Origin of the sequence: Asticcacaulis currens (assembly GCF_028550395.1) — a bacterium.
GTDB lineage: Bacteria > Pseudomonadota > Alphaproteobacteria > Caulobacterales > Caulobacteraceae > Asticcacaulis > Asticcacaulis currens.
Genome location: NZ_JAQQKW010000005.1, coordinates 1 through 21,993, shown reverse-complemented (window position 1 = coordinate 21,993; position 21,993 = coordinate 1). Strand labels below are relative to the sequence as shown.

The 21,993-nt window shown below is 61.7% G+C and carries 19 protein-coding genes and 1 riboswitch; of the genes, 13 read left to right on the top strand and 6 right to left on the bottom strand.

Annotation, left to right across the window (positions count from 1 at the left end; genetic code table 11):
- Positions 1–27: 27 nt before the first annotated feature.
- Both PQU94_RS09440 and PQU94_RS09435 read right to left on the bottom strand, forming a co-directional pair.
- Complete coding sequence (locus PQU94_RS09440) at positions 28–786, bottom strand: NAD kinase (protein WP_272741222.1); 759 nt, start codon at positions 784–786, stop codon at positions 28–30.
- Between the two features lie 49 nt (positions 787–835).
- A complete protein-coding gene (locus PQU94_RS09435; RefSeq protein WP_272741221.1) occupies positions 836–1,795 on the bottom strand; it encodes a DUF2336 domain-containing protein in 960 nt (319 codons plus the stop codon).
- Between the two features lie 266 nt (positions 1,796–2,061).
- Here PQU94_RS09435 and PQU94_RS09430 point away from each other — a divergent pair, with 266 nt between their 5' ends.
- The 3 genes from PQU94_RS09430 to PQU94_RS09420 all read left to right on the top strand — a co-directional run bounded on the left by PQU94_RS09430 (position 2,062) and on the right by PQU94_RS09420 (position 6,099).
- Entirely contained in the window at positions 2,062–3,438 is a 1,377-nt protein-coding gene (locus PQU94_RS09430) for a hypothetical protein (protein ID WP_272741220.1), read from the top strand.
- A 223-nt stretch (positions 3,439–3,661) separates the two neighbouring features.
- On the top strand, positions 3,662–5,014 hold the full coding sequence (locus PQU94_RS09425; RefSeq protein ID WP_272741219.1) for a hypothetical protein: 1,353 nt from the start codon (positions 3,662–3,664) through the stop codon (positions 5,012–5,014).
- Entirely contained in the window at positions 5,014–6,099 is a 1,086-nt protein-coding gene (locus PQU94_RS09420; protein ID WP_272741218.1) for a D-Ala-D-Ala carboxypeptidase family metallohydrolase, read from the top strand. The genes PQU94_RS09425 and PQU94_RS09420 overlap by 1 nt, the downstream gene beginning before the upstream one ends.
- A gap of 67 nt (positions 6,100–6,166) precedes the next feature.
- Here the strand turns inward: PQU94_RS09420 and PQU94_RS09415 are convergent, their stop codons facing one another.
- A complete protein-coding gene (locus PQU94_RS09415; protein ID WP_272741217.1) occupies positions 6,167–6,934 on the bottom strand; it encodes a PhoH family protein in 768 nt (255 codons plus the stop codon).
- Between the two features lie 476 nt (positions 6,935–7,410).
- Here PQU94_RS09415 and PQU94_RS09410 point away from each other — a divergent pair, with 476 nt between their 5' ends.
- From PQU94_RS09410 to PQU94_RS09400, 3 genes are all read left to right on the top strand, one after another.
- Entirely contained in the window at positions 7,411–7,932 is a 522-nt protein-coding gene (locus PQU94_RS09410; RefSeq protein ID WP_272741216.1) for a gamma carbonic anhydrase family protein, read from the top strand.
- Positions 7,933–8,030: 98 nt separating this feature from the next.
- Positions 8,031–10,145: a TonB-dependent receptor gene (locus PQU94_RS09405; RefSeq protein WP_272741215.1), complete on the top strand. Its 2,115-nt coding sequence runs from the start codon at positions 8,031–8,033 to the stop codon at positions 10,143–10,145.
- 97 nt (positions 10,146–10,242) lie between these two features.
- Positions 10,243–10,629 carry a TFIIB-type zinc ribbon-containing protein gene (locus PQU94_RS09400; RefSeq protein WP_272741214.1) on the top strand — a complete coding sequence of 129 codons (387 nt, stop codon included), beginning with the start codon at positions 10,243–10,245 and terminating at the stop codon, positions 10,627–10,629.
- Positions 10,630–10,698: 69 nt separating this feature from the next.
- Here PQU94_RS09400 and rnhA read toward each other — a convergent pair whose 3' ends face one another.
- Both rnhA and ispH read right to left on the bottom strand, forming a co-directional pair.
- Complete coding sequence (gene rnhA / locus PQU94_RS09395) at positions 10,699–11,142, bottom strand: ribonuclease HI (protein WP_272741213.1); 444 nt, start codon at positions 11,140–11,142, stop codon at positions 10,699–10,701.
- Position 11,143: 1 nt separating this feature from the next.
- Positions 11,144–12,106 carry a 4-hydroxy-3-methylbut-2-enyl diphosphate reductase gene (ispH, locus tag PQU94_RS09390; RefSeq protein ID WP_272741212.1) on the bottom strand — a complete coding sequence of 321 codons (963 nt, stop codon included), beginning with the start codon at positions 12,104–12,106 and terminating at the stop codon, positions 11,144–11,146.
- 179 nt (positions 12,107–12,285) lie between these two features.
- Between ispH and PQU94_RS09385 the strand changes: the two genes are divergently transcribed.
- Together PQU94_RS09385 and PQU94_RS09380 are read left to right on the top strand one after the other, a co-directional pair.
- Positions 12,286–12,960: a Tat pathway signal sequence domain protein gene (locus tag PQU94_RS09385; protein WP_272741211.1), complete on the top strand. Its 675-nt coding sequence runs from the start codon at positions 12,286–12,288 to the stop codon at positions 12,958–12,960.
- A 108-nt stretch (positions 12,961–13,068) separates the two neighbouring features.
- The gene (locus PQU94_RS09380) at positions 13,069–13,833 is read left to right on the top strand and encodes an NYN domain-containing protein (RefSeq protein WP_272741210.1); all 765 of its coding nucleotides are present in this window, start codon (positions 13,069–13,071) and stop codon (positions 13,831–13,833) included.
- Here PQU94_RS09380 and PQU94_RS09375 read toward each other — a convergent pair.
- The gene (locus tag PQU94_RS09375; RefSeq protein WP_272741209.1) at positions 13,830–14,015 is read right to left on the bottom strand and encodes a hypothetical protein; all 186 of its coding nucleotides are present in this window, start codon (positions 14,013–14,015) and stop codon (positions 13,830–13,832) included. The genes PQU94_RS09380 and PQU94_RS09375 overlap by 4 nt on opposite strands.
- Before the next feature lie 160 nt (positions 14,016–14,175).
- Positions 14,176–14,265, top strand: a riboswitch (glycine riboswitch).
- Positions 14,266–14,418: 153 nt separating this feature from the next.
- Between PQU94_RS09375 and gcvT the strand changes: the two genes are divergently transcribed.
- From gcvT to PQU94_RS09350, 5 genes are all read left to right on the top strand, one after another.
- The gene (gene gcvT / locus PQU94_RS09370) at positions 14,419–15,540 is read left to right on the top strand and encodes a glycine cleavage system aminomethyltransferase GcvT (RefSeq protein WP_272741208.1); all 1,122 of its coding nucleotides are present in this window, start codon (positions 14,419–14,421) and stop codon (positions 15,538–15,540) included.
- Positions 15,541–15,582: 42 nt separating this feature from the next.
- Positions 15,583–15,951 (top strand): glycine cleavage system protein GcvH, encoded by a 369-nt coding sequence (gene gcvH / locus PQU94_RS09365; RefSeq protein WP_126420758.1) that lies wholly within the window; start codon positions 15,583–15,585, stop codon positions 15,949–15,951.
- 167 nt (positions 15,952–16,118) lie between these two features.
- Complete coding sequence (gene gcvP / locus PQU94_RS09360) at positions 16,119–18,965, top strand: aminomethyl-transferring glycine dehydrogenase (RefSeq protein WP_272741207.1); 2,847 nt, start codon at positions 16,119–16,121, stop codon at positions 18,963–18,965.
- 282 nt (positions 18,966–19,247) lie between these two features.
- Positions 19,248–21,548: a TonB-dependent receptor gene (locus tag PQU94_RS09355; RefSeq protein WP_272741206.1), complete on the top strand. Its 2,301-nt coding sequence runs from the start codon at positions 19,248–19,250 to the stop codon at positions 21,546–21,548.
- 212 nt (positions 21,549–21,760) lie between these two features.
- Positions 21,761–21,993 (top strand): transposase domain-containing protein (locus tag PQU94_RS09350; protein ID WP_368407073.1); only part of this gene is annotated, 233 nt, incomplete at its 3' end.

Here is a 21,993-nt window from a genome sequence, read left to right as displayed (position 1 = left end):
GCCATGCCGTTGCGACAGGGATGCGCTCTAACTCGAAAACTGTTCGGTCAGCACGCGCTCATCATAACCGTTGCCCGCATCGAAGAGGATGGTGGCAGACAGTTCAGGCACTTCGACGATTTCCACCTCGCGGATGTGGCGCACTTCGAAGGTGTCGGCCGACGCGGCCACCGGGCGTTTGTCGCATTCCAGCACCTCAAAACGCACCTTGGCCGAATGCGGCAGGAGGGCACCGCGCCAGCGTCGCGGGCGAAAGGCGCTGATCGGGGTCAGGGCGAGGGCCTGCGCGTCCAGCGGGATAATGGGGCCGTGGGCCGAGAGATTATAGGCGGTCGAACCGGCGGGCGTGGCGACCAGCGCGCCGTCGCAGATCAGTTCCTCCAGCCGCGCCTTGCCGTCGATCAGGATGCGCAGTTTGGCGCTCTGATGCGTCTGACGCAGCAGAGACACCTCATTGAAGGCCAGCGCCTCCTGCACCTCGCCACGCCCATTGGTGGCCGTCATGCGCAGCGGGCTGATGCGGGTGCGCTCGGCGCTTTCGATGCGCGCCATCAAATCGTTTTCACGATATTCGTTCAACAGAAAGCCGATCGAGCCCATGTTCATGCCAAAGATGGGCAATTCGTGACGGAAATGGCTGTGGACGCATTCCAGAAGCCAGCCATCCCCGCCCAGGGCGACGATCACGTCCGGGTCGTTGGCCTCACCGTACCGTTTGCGCAGCACCGCGCAAGCGGCCTGGGCTTCGGGGCGTTCGGAGGCGGTAAAGGCGAGTTTGAGGGACATGAGGCAGGGTCTGAACAGCAGGGGACAGCCGTCTTAGAACGGATTTCGTTCAATGGGAATAGATGGCCATAAGCCTTTGCCGCGCTTCGGGGGCACTGAGATCGAACAGGCCGCGGACAAAGGCCAGGTGACGATCATTGATGCGCGGATGTCCGTCATTTAGCGCCTGAACCTGCGTCAGCACGTCAGCAAAGGCCGCCCGGTCGATGGCGGCGGCGCTCAGCAACAGTACCAGCGGCACCGCCGAGTCCTGGCTGAGGGCGCGATCCACGAGCGCGCGATCCAGTCCGGTCAGTCGCGACAGACCTTGCCGGAAGGCGAGGAAGTCGCCGCGTTGCAGACGATGCAGGGTTTGCGCCGCATCGCTGGGCGGTGGGGCCTGAAAATGGCGGGCGTGCAGGCCGTCGAAGCGGGTCAGAAGTGTGTCGCGCAGGCCCGGCCCCACCACATCCAGCAGCCGGGCGGCGGCAGCCCGCGTCAGTAGGGGGTGGCGCGTCAGCGGGGCGCGCAGGGCGATATCGGTTCGGGCGTGCGCCGCCAGAGCCTCGAACGCTGCGTCATGGAGGCGGAGGTGCCGGTTGTTGAGCAGGGCGGTGGCCGTGGCGGTATCGGCGGTCGCAATCAGGGCGTCGATCACGGACGGGCTGAGGGTCGGTCGCAACGCGATCAGACGGGCGCGCTCGCCGCTGGTCGCGATCAATTTCAGAAGCGCCTCGTCCCTGAGCACAGGGGAGCGCAGCAAAACCGATGCACCACTTTGTGGTAACTGGCACAGGGCGGCGATCAGATCCGGATCGGCCCAGTCGGCCTCCGCCAGATCATCGAGCACAGGCTGCGCCCTGTCGGGGGGCAGGCTGGCAATCAGTTCGGACAGTCGCCCGACGAAACCCGGCGGGTTTTCGTCGGGCAGTGCCGCCTGTCGCCGGGCCGCCGCGTTCAACTGCATCAGATGCAGCAGGATGCGCACCTGTGTGACAGGGTGCAGGCCGCTGGCTTCGGGCACGTCCACAGGCGCGCGCGCTTCGGGAGCGGCACGGGTCAGGGCGTCAGGAGCCGGTGCGGCGGCGGAAATGGCAAACCTCCGGGCGATTCGGTCAGAGTGTACAAGGTTTTAACCGTTAGGGTGAAGACTTGCTTAACTTCTGAATCACGTGACATCGTCGGCGGTATCACCGCGATGGCCCATAATTTTGACACGCATGTTAATGTTGTTTCAACGCTGCATCCGTAGGCTGATCGGGACGGTGTTGTAAGTATAGGTCTGGTGTGTCCGGCATGTCTCAAGACATCCTTTCGACAGGGCAAGACGGCGCAGCGGAGCCCGAACGGCTGCTGCTGCAACGCGAGGACGCGGTGATGATCATCGAGCGCCTGCGCGAAACCCGTGTCAGCGCACAGGGCCACGCCTTCTTGCTCAAGCTGGATGCCCTGATTGTGCGGCTGGGGTCCAAGTGGGACGTCAAGAGCGAACTGGTCTATGAACATCTAAAGACCGGTTTCGAGCGACGCTTTCAGGAGCCCAACTGGTGCCTGCGTATCAATGACGATGCCTGGCTGGCTATTATCCCGACCGAAGGGTCGCGCCGGGGCGCTTTGTCGGTAACCGAGATGTGGCGCGATCTGGGCAATTTCTTTGTCGGGGATGTCTCCGAACTGCCCGTTCCGCTCTATGAGGTGCAGGTAGAGGACGTCGATCGCTTCCTCCTCAATCCCATCGACCTCAAGACCTGGTTCGACCGTCCGGAAGCGGGGCCTGAGCGCGTGAAGCCGATCACCGGCGCAACGACGGGCGAAGCCGTCCGCACCCCCGGTCAGGGCCCGCAAATGACCAATATTCAACGTCCGGTCATGGTGGCGGCCACTGTGACGCTGGCCAACCGGACGCTGCGCATCGCCTCTTCGAACGAGCCTCTGTTCGAGATGAAGAAGATGGTGATGATCGGCCACCGGCTGGAGCCTATGGTCGTTGAGGCGTCGGACAACACGCTTCTGGATCGCAAGGCGCTGGCCAATATGGACTGGGGTCTGCGCGAACTGGTCGATATCACCAATATCGAGCAGGGGCTGAAGATATTACGGATGCGCGAGGCCGATCAGCGCAAGATGCTGATGGTCGTGCCCGCGGCCTTTTCGACCTTTGCTTCCCAGCGCGCGCGCCAGAAGATCACGCACGAAGTGGCCAAGGCCGCCAGCGATATGGGCCTCAAGGTGCTGTTTGAGGTGCGCGGTCTGGACGGTGTGCCGCCGCACCGCGTTCTGGAAATCGTCTCGCTGATCAAGCCCTTCTGCATGACCGTCGTCGGTCACGTCTCTTCCGACCGCAAGATTATCGCCGCTCTGGCCAAGTGCGGTCTGTCGGGGGTTTGCATCGAGTACGACGGCGTAAAGCGCGACGACGACGCCCTGAGCGAATATCTGGGCCAACTGGCGGCCGCTGCCAAGCAGGCTGCGGGTGCGTGCATGGTGCAGGGCTTTGACAGCTATCGTCAGATGGCGGTGGCGCGTCTGGCGGGCATTACCCATGCCTCGATGAAGGCGGCGGCCATGATGTCACCGCGCGGGGCCGTTGCCACGGCCAAGACCGTTGCCGAGGGCCTGACCGTCACGCCCGAAGGCCGTGCGGCGCTCAGCGCCCTGGAACGGCCAGAATAATACCGCGATAATACCCGCGACCGAAGAGGCTGAGCGTCTGGGGTCGTTGCGCCTTTGCCCCCGCCTGTGGTTTTCCCCTACCTGTGACCTGAATGCGCCACTTTTCGCCCTGCGCAAAGTGTCATGATTTGGCGATTGCGCTTTCGTTAATTATGGTTAACGGTGTTTTCCGGCTGTTTGATTTCTTATAAAAATTTTTCGTGAACGGTTCAGGGTGGGGGACATGCTGCTGCCGGAGTCCATTGATGTTGCCGCAGGACTGGTCTTCATCTACCTGCTGATGAGCGTGCTGGCGACGACGGCGCGCGAAGCGGTCGAAGGCTTTTTCAAAAGCCGGGCGCGCAATCTGGAACGGGGCCTGATCGAACTTCTGTGCAACCTGCCCAAGGAACACAAGCTGCGCTTCGACCGTAAATCCGGCGACAAGCTGCACGGTTTCGAATTCCTTGAAGGCTTTTATAGCCATCCCCTGATCATGACCCTCTATCGCGGCAACTATAAGCCGCCGACCCGCCGCCGCTTCTTCGAAGGGCGCAAGCTGCCGTCCTACATTCCGGCGGAGCATTTCGCCTTCGTCGTGCTGGATATGATCAGCGAAAAGGGCGGTCAGACCCAGTCCGGGCGCATCGACCCGCAGGCCGTTCTGAACGCCACCAATAATCTCAACAATCCGCGTCTGGCCAAGGTGGTGCAACTGGCGGTCAATACGGCCGACGGGGATATGAACAAGGCGCGCACCTTTCTGGAGCAGTGGTTCAACGCCACCATGGACCGCGTGTCCGGCTGGTATCGCCATGAGACCCAGACGATCCTGTTCTGGTTCAGTCTCATTGCCTGCGTGGTGATGAACGTCAACACGGTGGTGATTGCCGATACGCTCTACCGCTCGCCCAGCCTGCGCAAGGCGGTCGAGGCCTCGGCCCAGCAATATTATACCGACACGGCCGCCAAGGGCGTGGAGGCGACGGCCAGTCTGGATAACCCCCTGAGCCGCCTGGGTCTGCCTCTGGGGTGGAACGCTACCACCATGGACAGTATGCAGCACCTGTTCCGCTTCTGCGGCAATGACACGCCCCTGCACGACAACCGCAAATGCCCGCCCAGCAAGGAGCCGACGACGCCTGCGCCCGATTTCCGCGCGGACCGCCCGGATCAGTGGTGGCACAATACGCAACTGGCCGTCGGGCGCACGGTCGAAATCTTCACCAACGCCTATAACGGGACGCCTACTCTGGGCGACAATGCGCTGTTTAACGTGCTGCCGATGATCGCCCTCGTTTCGGGCTGGGTGATGACGGCGTTTGCCGTGACGTTGGGGGCGCCCTTCTGGTTCGACGTGCTGAGCAAGCTGATGACGGTGCGCTCGACCTTCAAAGGGGGCGCGCCACCGCCGGCATCGACCTTCACGCCGCTTCAGCCTTTCGCGGATGAGACGACGATGCGGGTGATCACCCTGCCGACCTCATCGGCCATCACCACCACCGCGACCGCCCCGGCCCTGACAGCGGTTCCGGCTCAGGCGGTGGAGGCGGACGACGCCTTGCCCGATCCGTCGCTGCGGCCGAGGGACTACTGATGATTACGGCGGAGACCCTCAAGGCCCTGTCGCCGCAGGCCAATGCGGCGCGCATCGCCGTCTATGCTCCGGCACTGGAGGCGGCGCGGGTCGAATACGGCATCGACACGCCGCGGCGACTGGCGCACTTCATGGCGCAACTGGCGCATGAGTGCGATAACTTCCGGGCGCTGGTCGAAAACCTGAACTACAGCGCGCAGGGCCTATATAAAACCTTCCCCAAGCGCGTGGGCTCGCTGGAAAACGCCCAGCGACTGGTCAATGAGGGTAAGGCCGCGATTGCCGAAGCCATCTATGGTAACCGTCCGGAACTGGGCAATGTCGAGCCCGGCGACGGCTTCCGCTATATCGGACGCGGTTTTGTCATGATCACCGGTAGGGCCAATTATACGCGCTACGGCGAACTGACGGGTCTGCCGCTGGCCGAGCAGCCGCAAAAGCTGGAAGAGGCGGAAACGGCGGCGCGCGCTTCCGGGGCTTTCTGGCGGGCCAAGAACCTCAATGCGCTTGCCGATACCGACGACCTTGTCGGCATTACGCGCATCATCAATGGTGGCACCAACGGTCTCGATCACCGCAAGGCGCTGTACGAACGCGCCAAACAGGTATGGCCGGAGCCGGTCCTGCCGCCCAGCTATCCCGGCTATACGCCGCTCAGCCAGTATTTTACGCTGGAAGAACTGACCCAGTCCGATATCGCCGAGCGCAACGGGATCGACAATACGCCGACGCCTGAGCATCTGGCCAATCTCAAGGACACGGCGCAGCGCATGGACAAGGTGCGCGCGCTTCTGGGGCAGCCGATCACGGTGCGCAGCGGCTATCGCGGCCCGGTGCTCAATGCCAAGGTCGGTGGCTCAAAGACCAGTGCCCACATGATCGGGCGTGCGGTGGATTTTGTATCGCAGCGCTTCGGTACGCCGCTCGATATCTGCCGCAAGATCATGGCCAGCGATATCGTCTTCGATCAGTTGATCTATGAAGGAACATGGGTGCATATCGGCTTTTCCGATACGCCGCGCCGTCAGGCCCTGCGCGCTGATTTCAGCGTGACCCCGACGGCCTATCGCCCGCTGGTGCTGTAGTTTTTTCCGTGGTTAAAAGAAAAAGGGCAGGGAAAACCCCGCCCTTTCCCTTCAAAATTGCCTGCGTCTAAAGAACGCCGAGCATCTGGGCCACCAGCGGGTGACGGACAATATCCTTGTCCTTCAACTGCACCACGGCCACGGTGTCGAGCGTTTCGAACTTCGCCGCCACATCGGCCAGACCCGACAGACCGGGCAGCAGGTCCGACTGGTTCGGGTCCCCGGTGACGATCATGGTCGAATTCCAGCCGAGCCGCGTCAGCAGCATTTTGAGCTGCGTATAGGTGCAGTTCTGCGCTTCGTCGATGACCACGAAGGCGTTGTTCAGCGTGCGGCCGCGCATATAGCCGACCGGTGCAATCTCGATCAGGCCTTCCTGCATCAGCGCCTTGACGCGCTTCATGCTGAGGCGGTCGGTGAGGGCGTCATACAGCGGGCGCAGATAAGGGGCCAGCTTGTCCTCCATATCGCCGGGCAAAAAGCCGATCGACTCCCCGGCCTCGACCGCCGGGCGCGACAGGACGATGCGTCCGACCTTCCCGGCTTCCAGCGCCTCCACGGCCTTGGCGATGGCGAGGTAGGTCTTGCCCGTCCCCGCCGGCCCCAGCGCCAGAACGAGGTTTTTCTCGTCGATGGCGGTCAGCAGTTGCGCCTGTCCGTCGGATTTGGCCTTGATCGTTTTGACGTAGCTCTGATCCCGCTCTTCATTCGCCGGAGCGACCGGTGACCAGCTCCCGTGATGCACGGAAATGCGGCGCACCTTGGTGTCGCGGGCATATTCCTCGGCATCGAGAGTACCTTCGCGCAGAAAACGCTTGGTGGAACGCTTGGTCATGACAGCCTCCTTAAAAAAGAGCGCCAGCCGGAACGCAGTGCAGGCGTCCGGTCAGTGCGCGTCAGCAAGAGCGGGATTTGAGGCACAAAAAAAGACGAAACCGGATAAGGGTTCGTCTTCGCGTATGCGTCAGGGGAGGAAAGGCGGGCGCGTCCGGGTGAGTCGCATCCTTCGGACCGCACCGCCGGGGGCGGGGGAACGATTTCGGGTGCAAACACATACCTGTGAGCCACTGAAAACCTCATAAAAGGTAACGGGCCGGATGTCGCCGGGTCCTGTTGGGGGCTCAGATGATTCCCCCTCAAGAACACTACCAGATTCCGGCACAATCCTTACCCAGTTCTTAAAACGCCTGTGGAAAACTCTTGTGCAGCCGCGAAATGTCGGACTGGGTCCGCCGGGACACACAGGCGCTTGCCACGTCGCCTATCCGGCGCGCATAAGCATAAGGAAACAATCGGGAGGAAAGGATTGGCATGACGGTTTTCGCTTTGGACGGGGTGGCCCCGCAACAGGGGGACGATGTCTGGATCGCGCCTTCGGCCCAAGTGATCGGCGATGTGCGCCTGGGGGGCGGTGCCAGCGTGTGGTTCAACGCCGTCCTGCGCGCCGATAATGAGCCCATGACGATCGGGGCGCGCAGCAGTATTCAGGACGGCTCGGTGCTGCATTCCGACCCCGGATCGCCCCTGACGATCGGCGAAGGGGTCACCGTTGGGCACAAGGCCATGCTGCACGGTTGCACGGTCGGCGACAACAGCCTGATTGGCATCAATGCGGTGGTGCTCAATCGCGCGGTGATTGGCCGGAACTCCATCGTCGGGGCCGGGGCGCTGGTGCCGGAAGGCAAGGTCTTTCCGGATGGCGTGCTGCTGATCGGGGCTCCGGCACGGGTGGCGCGCGAACTGACCGAAGAGCAGATCGCGCGGCTTAGACTGTCGGCGGATCATTATGTGTGGAACGCCCGGAGATTTGCCAAAGGCCTTACCCCCCTCTGATCACGCGCTCGTGTGTCTCTAAGGTTGGGTTTGTCGGAATCTCGCCTTGATTGCGTGTGTCGGTGGGTTAAGGGGATACCGACAGTTTGGGGGGCTCGATGAAGAGACGCTTGGTTTATGGGGCCTCGGCGGCCGGGCTGCTGGCAGGGCTGGCGCTGGCCACCGGAGCACTGGCGCAAACGGCGACGCCAAGCGCTGCGCCCACGACTCAGACCGCCTCCGCAACGCCGGCCAAACCCGGCGAACCGATTGAAGAAATTACGGTCACGGCCAGCAAATCCTCAGGCACGCGCATCGACCGTCGCGTCTATGACATCAAGACCGACCCGCAGGCGACCACCGGACAATTGAGCGATGTGCTGTCCAAAGTCCCCTCCGTCACGGTCACCCCCGATGACAAGGTCTATCTGCGCGGCGATTCCGGCGTCACCATCTGGGTCGATGGCAAGCCACCGGCAGAGGGCAAGCAGGTGCTGCGTATGCTGCCGGCGTCGGAGATCGAGCGCATTGAGGTCATCACCAACCCTTCGGCCCAGTATGCGGCGGCCACCAGCAAGGGCATTATCAATATCATTACCAAAAAGCCGCGCGGGAAGGTCGTGCGCAGAGGGTCTGCCTCGCTCTGGGCGCACTCGCGTGATCGCTATGGGGCCACTCTCAGCTATGACGACGGCAAGGGGCCGTGGTCGTGGGGGCTGAACCTGTCTGCCAATGGCGGCCCGACGAAAAATCGCTCGTTTTCCACACGTGACTATATCAATGCGCAGGGGCAGGTGACAGGCCGTCTGCGCGAAGAAGGCATCAGTATCGGCGACAACCAATGGCGCAATGTCGGTTTGCGCGGGGGCTACAAGCTGGGGCCGCGCAGTGCGCTGAAGCTGAAGGTCAGGCAAAGTGAGGCCAGTTGGACCGGCAATAATCTGACGGCCTATGACGACAGCGCCGAAGGGAAGACGAGTGAACGTTCCTATGAGCCGTGGTTCATGCGCCTGTGGGCTTACGAACTGAACTACACCTTCGCCGACGATAAAGGGGAAAGGCTGACGGTCGAGGTCAGCGACGAACTCAACCACACGCGCGATTCCACGCTCTATGAATATATGGGCGCGAGTACGGGCACCAATCGCGTCAGCGATATTCAGCGCGACCATGGGCAGGAGATCAAGGCCGATTACGAGAAGCCGCTGGGGGGTAACAAACTGCTCAGTGCCGGTTTCGACTGGCAGAGACAGAGGCTGCATATGGCGCGATCACTCGACAGCGATATGCCCGGCCTGATCGACTACGACAGCCGCTTTGCCGGTCGCCAAACCACGGCCGCGGCCTATGTGACCCTGCAATGGCCCCTGTCGGGCAAGTGGACGGCCATGCCGGGTCTGCGTGTCGAAGATCGCCGCCGCGATATTGCCGGGCGACGAGGCGGGGAGACGGAATGGTTCCCCTCCCTGCACCTCAGCCGCGCCTGGGGCGAAGACGGCAAGATACGCTTCAGCTATAGCCGCCGCCTCGATCCGATCAATCTGGGCCAATATGACCCGCAAATTCTGCGCGGGTCATTGACCTGGGCGCAGAGCGGCAATCCCGATCTGGCGCTCGTCCTCGTCAATTCGCTCGAGGCCAGCTACGATTGGGAGCACAAGGACTCGTCGTGGGGCGCGAGCGTGTTCATGCGTGAAGCCAGTAACGCCATCGAAAACGTCAACACCCTGATTGACGGTGGCGTCATCCTGTCACGCCCGGTCAATCGCGGCCAGACCCAGTATGCTGGGTTTGACGTCAACTGGCGCTTTCCGGTCAAACGTCTGCCGGGCAAGGGCCGCTGGAGCCAGAGCGGCAGCGCCAGCTTTACCCGCGACCGCTCAGACTCCATCGAGGCGGGCGGGTCGCGTGAGGCGACCTTCTGGATGCTCAAGCCGATGGTGCAATATGACGGCCCCAAGCGCGCGGGCCTGAGCGGCGACCAGTATCAGTTTTCGGCGACCGTGATGCAAAATCGGGGCTTACAGTCGCGTTCGGGTGTCAACTGGAGCACCGAGATCAGTTGGTCGCATCCGCTGAACAAGAAACTGACCCTTGTGGCGACGGGCACCAATCTGCTGGGGCGTCAGTCAAATGAAACCCGAACGGTGACGGCACGTTACCGGACCGAAGCGGAGCAGTTCTTCTATAATCGGGCGGTGAAACTGGCGCTGAACTATAAATTCGGGAATTAAGCGCCGTGGAACCGATTGCGTTCGACGGCGGCTCTTGAAGCCCGGCGCTGACGGTCCAATGTCTGTTCCGTAGCCTTATCTTCACAGGAGAGAAATCATGTCTGCCCTTCATTGTCCCGTCTGCCGGGGGGATTTCCGTGAGGTTTTGAAGGAGGGCATACTGATCGACGTCTGCACCCAGTGTCGCGGCGTCTGGCTGGATCGCGGTGAACTGGAAAAGCTGTTGTCGCTCGCCGCCGGGGGCCCTGTGGCGCAGCCCGCGCCGCAACCGGCACCCTATGTGCCGCCACAGCAACCTCACTATCAGCAACCGCCGCAACCCTATCCGCAACAGCCCTATCATCAGCAGCGTCCGCCTGAGATGGACAAGTACGGGCGGCCCGTCGAATACGATAAGTATGGCCGCAAGATCGAGTACGACAAGTACGGCCATCGCAAGAAGAAAAAGGGCTTCGATATGCTGGATATTTTCGACTTCGATTAGGGAAAAAGACAGGGGGCCTCGATTTCGTGCGACCGCTTCGCGGCGGGAGCGCCGGGCCCCACAATCTTTTTAAAACGCCGCCGTCGCTTCCGTAATCGCCCTGTTGGCTAGCCCGTCGGCGCGTTCGTTCATCTCGTGTCCGGCGTGGCCTTTTACCCAGTGCCAGTGAATCCTGTGCCGCTGACGGGCCGCATCCAGGCGCATCCACAGGTCGTCATTCTTCACCGGCTTCTTGTCGGCAGTCTTCCAGCCGCGCGCCTTCCAGCCGTGAATCCATTCCTTGATGCCTTTGAGGACGTACTGGCTATCGGCGTGCAAGTCGATTTCGCACGGCTCTTTCAGCGCCTCCAGCGCCATGATGACGGCCATCAGCTCCATGCGGTTATTGGTCGTCTCGGCTTCGTAGCCGTAGAGTTCCTTCTCATGCGGGCCGAAGGTGAGGATCGCGCCCCAGCCGCCCTTGCCGGGATTACCCTTACAGGCCCCGTCGGTATAGATGGTCACCTTCTTCATCTCAGGCGGACGCTTCGGTCAGCACGCGCGGCAGCTTGAAAGTCACCGTTTCACGCACGCCGTTATCTTCGCTCATCGACACGTCAAAGCGCTCATGGATGGTGCTGATCAGTGCCTCAATCAGGTTTTCCGGCGCCGAGGCCCCGGCGGAAACGCCAACCGTCCTGGCGTCGGCAAACCAGCCCCAGTCCACCTCGGACGCATCGTCGATCAGATGCGCCGATCTGGCCCCCGCGCGCAGGGCCACCTCGACGAGGCGCTGCGAATTGGAGGATTTTTTGGACCCTATAACGAGGAAGAGGTCGCAGTCTTCGGCGACGCGCTTCACCGCCTCCTGACGGTTGGTGGTGGCGTAGCAGATGTCCTCCTTGTGCGGCAGGGAGATGTCGGGGAAGCGCGCCTTCAGCTCGGCCACGATATCGGCGGTGTCATCGACCGACAGGGTGGTCTGGGTAACGAAGGCGAGGTTTTGGGGATCAGCGGGCTGAAAGTTGCGGGCGTCATCGACGGTCTCGATCAGCTTGACCACACCTTCGGGCAATTGGCCCATGGTGCCGATGACTTCGGGGTGCCCGGCGTGGCCGATCAGCAGGATTTCACGCCCGGCCTCGTGATGGCGCTCGGCCTCCACATGCACCTTGGACACCAGCGGGCAGGTGGCATCGAGGAAGAACATCTGACGCGATTGCGCCTCGGCCGGGACCGATTTCGGCACGCCATGCGCCGAAAACACCACCGGGCGATCCGGCGGGCACTGATCCAGCTCCTTGACGAAGACCGCGCCTAACCCTTTCAGGCGATCGACCACGTGTTTGTTATGGACGATTTCATGGCGCACATAGACGGGCGCACCATAAAGGTCGAGGGCGCGTTCGACGATCTGGATGGCGCGATCGACCCCCGCGCAGAAACCGCGCGGTGTCGCCAGCTTGAGGGCCAGTTTGGGGGGAGGAGCATCAGGCATGGGTGTTAGATAAGCGTTTTCGCCGTCGCGCGCCATATGGATTGTGCATCATGCACAACACCGCTTCGCCATGAAGTCGCCCACATCCCTCTTTAGCTCTTTGAAAATCGCAGACGAGACGCTACTAAGTGGGGGCGCTTCGCCGCGCCCTTTCGCCTTTTCAAGCTCAAGAGACCTGAATGTCTTCCAAACTGCGTGCGCTTCTGATTGGTCTGTCACTGGCCGGTGTCGCTTCGGCGGCGATTCTGCCTGACCTCGCCGCGGCGCAAAGCCGGAACCGCGACAAGGACCGTGATCAGAGCGAGGACGATGCCAGCAAGCGCGCCAAGAAGGACGCGGAATGGGAGCAGAAGGACCTGCGTCTGGCCAAGCGCCGCGCCGATGGCCCGTGCCCCTATGTGAAGGTGCTCTACGAAGCGGCGCGCTATCATGAATTCGCCGACAACAAGGAAGCCTCTGCCGACGCAACCTGGACCGGTCAGATCAACGGTGTGGCGTCTGACTGCGCCTATAAGGGCGATCAACCGATCGAGATCTCCATGGTCATCGGTTTTTCTCTGGGCAAGGGGCCGAAGGCACCCGACGACACCAACACCTACCGCTACTGGGTGGCGGTGACGGACCGCGACAAGGCGGTGCTGGCCAAGGAATATTTTGACCTGCCGGTGCGTTTCAACGGTCAGCAGACCGTGGACGTGGCCACGCGCGTTGAAAACATCGTCATTCCGCGCGCCTCTTCGACCGTGGCCGGTTCGAACTTCGAGGTACTGGTTGGCTTTGACGTGACGCCGCAAATGGTGGACTTCAACCGTCAGGGCAAGCGCTTCCGCTTCGCCAAGGTCAAGCCGCAATAATTCGTCGGTTGGGTGAAAATAAAACTGTCACCCGAAAGATACTGACAAACGCCGAAACATGCGCTTTAGTGTTAGCAGAGGGTTAACGCATGCGTCGTTTCGGGGTCTATGTCGCAGCCAGATAAAGCCAAAAGCAATGGCACGGCACCGGGAACGGGACGGGGCAGGGGAGGCGGTTTCAGGCTGCCCTTCTTCCGCAAACGCGCGGCTGTCTATTATGATGGCTTCAACCTCTATCACGCGGTTGATGCCTATAAGCGTCCCTATCTGAAATGGCTGGATCTCAAGGCGCTGGCCTGGGCCATTACGCCGGAAAACGAAGTCGTCAAACGCGTCGTGTGGTGCTCGGCCTTCCGTCCGCAGAACAAGTCGAAAATGAAGCGCCACGAAGACTATATGCGTGCGCTTCAGGCCTCCGGCGTGTTGTGCCGCATGGGGCATTTTGTGTCGGCCATCGACGGCTGCAACGCCTGCGGTCATCAGTGGCATCTGGCCATCGAAAAGCAGGGCGACGTCAATCTGGCCTTGTCGATTGCTTCGGACGCCGAAGATAATCTGTTCGATGTCTGCTATCTGGTTTCCGCTGACGGCGATCATGCGGCGACGGCGCGTTATCTCAAGGAGCGGTTTCCGAAGAAGGAACTGGTGCTTGTCTGTCCGCCCGGCCGCTACCCCAACAAGCACATTCTGCGTTTTGCCGATCGCGTGGTCGAAATCGGGCGTGAGCACCTTGAGGCCTCGCTGCTGCCGCAGATGACCCGATACCGCACGCGCTTGCTGGGGCCGCAATCGACCATCGAACGTCCGGAAGCCTATGATCCACCGGAACTGCGCGAAAAGGGCCACCTCAAGGTCGTGGTCAATAACGGTTAGGGGCTCTGACGCCGGTAGAACCGCGCCAGTACGAAAGCCCCGAACATCAGGGCGCTCAGGAAAATCACCAGAAAGGCAAGGGTGTCGATAGCGACCTTACCCTGCGCACTGCCGTGAAAGAGGTCGCGGACTTCGACGCTGAGCGTGGCTGCGGCGGGTTCGGCTTGAGGGGTGGTGGTCATGGCTTGGTTCCTTGGCTGATGCGCTGAGTGTAGGCATAGCCACCGGGGACGGGGACAGGTTGCAACTCCCGACTGTGAGCGAAGGGCGGCGAGAGACATGGAGCGAGAGACGGGTGCGAGAGGGGGCTATTGACTCTTTGGCCCGCCTCACGCACAAGCGGGATGACACACGGGAGAGTGCATGACTCGTCATGCCGCCGAAGGCGCAACCGCCCCGGAAACGCTCAGGCCAAAGGACCGTAAGTCATTCTACACGCTGGAAAGTGATGTTTTAGAACATCCGCCGACGGAGCAACGGCCCCTCCACCGGGTCTAAATCTCTCAGGTCACAGGGACAGCGGGGGCAGACTTTTTTAGTGAAAAGCTCTGCGATTCCGCACGTTTGCTAACCCTGAGGCCGCGCATGACAGATGTCGCTCTGAAATCCACTCCGCTTGAGGACCGTCACGTCGCGCTGGGTGCGCGCATGGTGCCGTTCGCCGGCTACAACATGCCCGTTCAATATGAAGGCGTGATGGCCGAGCACAAATGGACCCGCGCCGAAGCCGGTCTGTTTGATGTGTCGCACATGGGGCAGGCCCGCCTGACCGGCGCAGATGCCGTCCGCACCCTCGAAGCCCTGACGCCGACGGATTTCGCCGCGCTGAAGCCCGGCAAGCAGAAATATTCACTGCTGCTCAACGAAGCGGGCGGCATTCTCGACGACTGGATGGTGTCGCGTCCGGAAGAGGAGGGTTTCTTTCTGGTGGTCAATGCCGCCTGCAAGGATCAGGACTTCGCGATTATCGCCGCCAGCCTGAAGGGCGACAGCACTTTTGACATCCTGGCCGACCGCGCGCTTCTGGCCTTGCAGGGGCCGCGCGCTCGCGAAGTGATAGCGCAGGTCTGCCCCGCCGCCTGTGAAATGTACTTCATGGACTGCGGCACGTTTGAAATTCTGGGCGAAACGGCCTTTGTGTCGCGCTCTGGCTATACGGGCGAAGACGGTTTTGAAATCAGCTTCCCCGCCGCCCGCGCTGCCGAACTGTGGGACCTGCTGCTGACCTTCCCGCAGGTGAAGCCGATCGGTCTGGGCGCGCGCGATTCGCTGCGCCTCGAAGCCGGGATGCCGCTCTACGGCCACGAAATGGACGAAACCTATGGCGTGGTCGAGTCGGGCCTGAGCTTTGGTATGTCGAAGTCGCGTCTGGAACGCGGCGACATCCGCGGCATCGACCGTATCCGTGCGGAGCGCGAAAACCCGCAACGCACCCGCGTGGCGCTGCGCGTGCTGGAAGGCCCGCCCGCCCGTGACGGGGCTAAAATTCTCAACGAGGCGGGTGAGGCCATCGGCATCGTCACCTCCGGTGTGCCGTCGCCGACGCTCGGCTATTCGATTGCCATGGGCTATGTGCCCGCCACGCAATCGGCGCCCGGTACGCAACTGAAGCTGGAGGTGCGCGGCAAACCCTATGCCTGCGAAGTCGTCACCATCCCCTTCGTCCCTAACTCATATCATCGCCGCCCTCAAGCAGCGAAGCGGTAGGGCAACATGAACTTTAAACCCAAGGCTTAAGAGGTCGTCATCATGAAATTCACCAAGGAACACGAGTGGGTCAAGGATCAGGGCGACGGCACGGCCTTCGTCGGCATCACGGCCTATGCCGCCGACGCGCTGGGCGATGTGGTCTTCGTCGAGGTCCCGGAAGCGGGCAAGACCCTGACCAAGGGCGACGCCTTCGCCGTGGTCGAGTCGGTCAAGGCCGCCTCTGACGTCTATGCGCCGGTCGATGGCGAGGTCATCGAAGGCAATGGCGAGCTGGGCAATGCGCCGGAAACCGTCAATGCCGTGCCGGAAGCCGGTGGCTGGTTCGCGAAAATCAAGCTGACCAACCCGTCGCAGCTTGATGCGCTGATGGATCGCGAAGCCTACGAAGCCTATCTGGCGACTCTCTGAATTATACCTCCCCAGCTCGCTGGGGAGGGGGGCCGCACGAGGCGCGAAGCGCGAGATGCGGTGGTGGGGGGCTCGAATACAACCCCGCAACCTGCTTTTTTTGCTCCCTGTGGCGGGACAAGCCCGCCACCTCCCTTGCTTTGCAGGGGAGGATGTAAGGATTAGTCATGTCCAAGTCCAATCAGCCCGTCGAACAGGGCGCCTTTGTCCGTCGTCACATCGGTCCGTCCGAAGCCGAAATCTCCGCCATGCTGGCGGCGCTGGGGGTGTCCGATATCGACGCCCTGATCGACCAGACCATCCCCGTGGCCATCCGCGAACGTTCTCCCATGGGCGTGGGCGAGGCAATGGACGAAGAGGCGGTGCTGGCGCATCTGCGCGGCATTGCGGCGGAAAACAAGCCGTTCGTGTCGCTGATCGGCCAGGGCTATTACGGCACGCTGCTGCCGGGCGTCATTCAGCGCAATATTCTGGAAAATCCCGCCTGGTATACGGCCTATACGCCCTATCAGCCGGAAATCAGTCAGGGCCGCCTTGAGGCGCTTCTGAACTTCCAGACCTTGTTGTGCGATCTGACCGGGCTGGACGTCGCCAATGCCTCGCTGCTCGATGAGGCGACCGCTGCCGCTGAGGCCATGGCGCTGGCGCGTCGGTCCTCGAAGGTCAAGGCCGATCGCTTCTTCGTCGATGCCGACTGCCACCCGCAGACGCTCGCCGTCATCCGCACCCGCGCCGAACCGCTGGGCTGGGAGATCGTCGTCGGCAATCCGGAAACCGACATCGACGCCGAGGTTTTCGGCATCCTGCTGCAATATCCCGGCTCGTCGGGTGAGGTACGCGATTTCCGTCAGGTGATTGCGTCTGCCAAGGCGAAGGGCGCGGTCGTGTCGATGGCTGCCGATCCGCTGGCCCTGACGCTTCTGACCTCGCCGGGTGAACTGGGGGCCGACATCGCCATTGGCTCCATGCAACGTTACGGCGTGCCGATGGGCTATGGTGGCCCGCACGCCGCCTATATGGCCGTCAAGGACGCCCTGAAGCGTTCCATGCCGGGCCGCCTGATCGGCGTATCGGTCGATAGCCGCGGTGAACCGGCCTATCGTCTGGCCCTGCAAACGCGCGAACAGCATATCCGCCGTGAGAAGGCGACCTCCAACATCTGTACCGCTCAGGTGCTGCTGGCCGTCATCGCTTCCATGTACGCCGTCTATCACGGTCCGGAAGGGTTGAAGGCTATCGCTTCGGCCATCCATGAGAAGACCAATGCCCTTGCGGCGCATCTGCGCGGTCTGGGCTTTGAGGTCGTGACCAGGGCCGCCTTCGATACGATTACGGTGAAGACCGGTGCCGACACCGCCGCCATCCACGCGCGTGCGGTCGCCGATGGCATCAACTTCCGCCGCGTCGATGACGCCCATATCGGCGTGTCGCTGGATGAAAGCGTGACACCCGCCGTGCTGGCGCGTGTTATCGCGGCCTTTGCCGCTGGCAAGGACGGCGGTACGGGCGAGGGCGTGGCCATTCCGGTGGCCCTTCGCCGTTCGGACGACATCCTGACCCATCCGGTCTTCCACCTCTATCGCTCGGAAACCGAGATGCTGCGCTATCTGCGCCGCCTGTCGGACAAGGATCTGGCGCTCGACCGCACCATGATCCCGCTGGGCTCGTGCACCATGAAGCTCAATGCCACGACCGAGATGATCCCCATTACGTGGCCGGAGTTTTCGAACCTGCACCCCTTTGCGCCGAAGGATCAGGCGAAGGGCTATCAGCGCATGTTCGACGCGCTTGAAGCCTATCTGTGCGGCATTTCGGGCTATGACGCCGTCTCCCTGCAACCCAATTCAGGCGCGCAGGGTGAATATGCGGGCCTTCTCGCCATCCGGGGCTATCACCTCTCGCGCGGCGATTCCCACCGTGACATCTGTCTGATCCCCGCTTCGGCGCACGGCACCAACCCGGCCTCGGCCCAGATGGTCGGCATGAAGACCGTGGTGGTCGCCTGTGACGAGGACGGCAATGTCGATATGGCCGATCTGAAGCTCAAGGTCGATCAGTACGCGGCCAGTCTGGCAGCCATCATGATCACCTATCCGTCCACGCACGGCGTCTTCGAAGAGGCGATCAAGGAGATCTGCGACCTCGTCCATGCGGCGGGTGGTCAGGTCTATCTCGACGGGGCCAACCTCAATGCGCAGGTCGGCCTGTCGCGTCCGGGGCACTACGGCTCGGACGTCAGCCACTTCAACCTGCACAAAACCTTCTGCATCCCGCACGGCGGTGGTGGCCCCGGCATGGGCCCCATCGGCGTCAAGGCGCACCTGAAACCCTTCCTGCCGTCGGACCCGCAGACGGGCGAGGCGGGGGCGGTGTCGGCAGCCCCCTATGGTTCGGCTTCCATCCTGCCGATCTCGTTTGCCTATATGCTTCTGATGGGCGATCAGGGCCTGCGCAAGGCGACCGAGGTGGCCATTCTCAACGCCAACTACATCGCCGCGCGCCTCGAAGGTCACTATCCGGTGCTCTATCGTGGCGAAAAGGGCCGCGTGGCGCATGAGTGCATCATCGACCTGCGCCCGATCAAGGACGCCACGGGGGTGACGGTGGACGATGTGGCCAAGCGCCTGATCGACCACGGCTTTCATGCGCCTACCATGAGCTTCCCGGTGCCGGGCACGCTGATGATCGAGCCGACGGAGTCCGAAGCCAAGACGGAGCTGGATCGCTTCTGCGACGCCATGATCGACATCAAACGCGAAATCGACGACGTGGCCAATGGCCGCTTCACGGCGGAGCAAAGCCCGCTGCGTCACGCGCCGCACACCATCTTCGATCTGGCAGCCGATACGTGGGACCGCGCCTATAGCCGTCAGGAAGCCTGCTTCCCCACCCGGGGGGCGATGGTCAATAAGTACTGGTCGCCGGTCAACCGCATCGACAATGTCTATGGCGACCGCCATCTGGTTTGCTCGTGCCCGCCGATGGAAAGTTACATGGACGAGGCGGCGGAATAATCCGCCGACTCGGACAGCGTGCGACTGCGCGTCGCCGCCCCTGCGGCGAGCCAGACGACGTTTGAGCGGGTAAACTCCGAGTCTGCGACGTAGCCTGAGCGGTTCTTTCGCGCTGCGGCAAAAAAGTTACGCACCTGAATTCCAATGCCCGCAACCGATTGCACTTTCGGTTGCGGGCATTGTCGTATATGCGTCGCAAAAAAATCAAAAAACCGAGATTGTTAAAGGGTGGACACGCTCATAGGCAGGGCAACCTTAAACGTTTCATATGGGGTTGTTCCTATGTCCAAGCTGATGGCCGCCAAGTCCGGCCTGCTTTTGTCCACGGCGCTCGGCGTCCTGTCGCTGGCCTGCGCCGCGCAAGCGCAAGAGTCCACGTCGCCAGCCGCTCAGGCCGCCGATCCGCAGGAGGTGATCGTCACCGCCCAGCGTCGTTCGGAAAACATCCAGCGCGTGCCGATTTCGGTGGCGGCGCTGAATGGCGACGCGCTGCGCAATCTGCAAACCTCGGGTGAAGACGTGCTGGCCCTGTCGGGTCGCGTGCCAGGGCTTTATGCGGAAACCACCACGGGCCGTATCTTCCCGCGCTTCTATATCCGTGGCCTTGGTAATATCGACTTCTATCTCGGTGCGTCTCAGCCCGTCTCGATCATTCAGGACGAGGTGGTGATGGAGCACGTCGTGCTGAAGTCCACCCCGGTCTTCGACGTGCAGCAGATCGAAGTTCTGCGTGGCCCGCAAGGCTCGCTGTTCGGCCGCAACACGACGGCGGGTATCATCAAGTTCGATTCGGTCAAGCCGTCGGAAGACTATAAGGGCCGTCTGTCGGCCGCCTACGGCACCTATGGCACTCTGACCGTCGATGGCGGCGTCGGTGGTGCCCTGATCCCTGGCAAGCTGTCGTTCCGTCTGTCGGCCCTGATGCAGAGCCGCGACAACTGGGTGGACAACACCTATAGCGGCGTCAGCGCCGATGCCACCCAGTCGCCGAAAAACAACGCTCTTGGCGGCTATGAGGACGGCAATGTCCGTCTGCAACTGCTCTACACGCCGACCGAAGACCTCTCGATCCTCGCCGCCGTGCATGGCCGCAACTATAAGGGCACCTCGACCCTGTTCCGTCGTAAGTCCCTGACCAAGGGCTCCAACGAACCGGCGGGTGACTGGGACAAGGTCGCCTATGACGAGGCCCAGAACAATCCGCAGGCCTATCACACCAATGGCGCGTCGGTGAAGGTCGATTACGACTTTGGCGGCGTCAAGCTGACCTCGATCAGCGCCTATGAAACCGCCAATGGCTACAGCCGTGGCGACACGGACGGCGGCAATGCCGGTCAGGACACGCTGGCCTTCTACGGTCAGAGCATGGGCAAGCTGAACAACCTCGACCAGTACACACAGGAACTGCGTCTGGCCAGCGACACCAGTGGCAACCTGTCGTGGCAGGTCGGGGCCTACTATTTCGAATCGAAGGACCTGACCGACTTCTATCAACGCGCCTATTTCACCGGTGCCAACCCGAACAACTGGGTGCGTCTGAAGAACGAGAACAAGTCGTCGGCCGTGTTCGGTCAGATCGCCTATAAGGTCACCCCGGCCCTGACCCTGACCGCCGGTGTGCGTCAGACCGAAGACATCAAATCGACCCGTTTGCTGAAGACGGCGGACACGGCGGTCGGTGCGGTGACCTATGGCGGTCGTCGCAACGTTAAGATGGTCGGCAAGGAGCCGAGCTGGGACCTGAGCGCCCTCTATGAGGTCAATCCGGACATCAGCCTGTTCGCCCGCGTCGCCCGCGGTTTCCGCGGTCCGACCATTCAGGGCCGTTCGGCGGTGTTCAACTCCGACTTCACCACGGCGGATTCGGAAACCACCACCTCGGTCGAAACCGGCATCAAGAGCCGCCTGTTCGACCGCACCCTGCGCCTTAATGCCTCGGTCTTTGCCTATCAGGTCAAGGACATCCAGCTTAACGGCAACGACTCCAACGGCAACGGCGTGCTGTTCAACGCCGACAAGGCCAATGCCTACGGTCTGGAAGCCGAAGCCGAATGGCGTCCGATCACCAATCTCAGCCTGACGGGTGGCGTCAGCCTCCTGCACAGCGAGATCAAGGACAAGAAGGTCTATGCTCAGGTCTGCGCGCTGAACACCGTGCCGGCCAATCCGACCAATACGGTCGTGTGCACCGTGCAGGACCCGACCATCACGGTCGGCCGCAACACCTTCGCTCAGATCGACGGCAACCCGCTGCCGAACGCACCGGAATATACGGTCAACTTCGGCGCGCGCTACAGCCTCCCTTACGGCGCCAATGGCGAGTTGTTCGCTTCGACCGACTGGGTGTTCCAGGGCTATACCAACTTCGTCCTCTATAAGACGGCGGAGTTCTATTCGGACAACACCTTCGAAGGCGGTCTGAAGCTCGGCTATATCAACCATAAGGACGGCTATGAGTTGGCCGTGTATGGCCGCAACATCACCAATGAGAAGAACCTCAAGGGTGTGATCGAAAACTACATGGCCTCCGTGCTGAACGAACCGCGCATTGTCGGCGTCTCGGTCAGCGTCAAGATGCCGTAATCCGCAGCCGGGCTGAGCTAATACCAAGGGTCATTGAAAATGACCCTTGGTATTTCATTCTCGTGTCTTCAACGGCTGGATGCGGTCAGCATCTTTGGTCGTGGGCATTACAAAAAGGCGGTCCTGCGGGGCTAATGCGGTTCACTTAAGAATCATTCAGTAAAATATATGAGCCAGGATGGTGATTCGTTCATCATTCTGGCTTTACTTTCATGCGCGCTCGCATTGGACATCATGTTGATTTAACGGCTCTTTCCCGCTCGGTCGATGTGGGGTGGATCTCGCAGGCCTTAGCGGCGACAGGCAAGGCGAGTGTACGGCGCCGCAAACTTCCTGCGGAGCAGGTGGTGTGGCTGGTGATAGCGCTCGCTCTTTATCGCCATCAGTCGATTGCGGATGTGGCTGCCCATCTTAGCCTTGCTTTGCCCGACGAGGTGAATCCCGA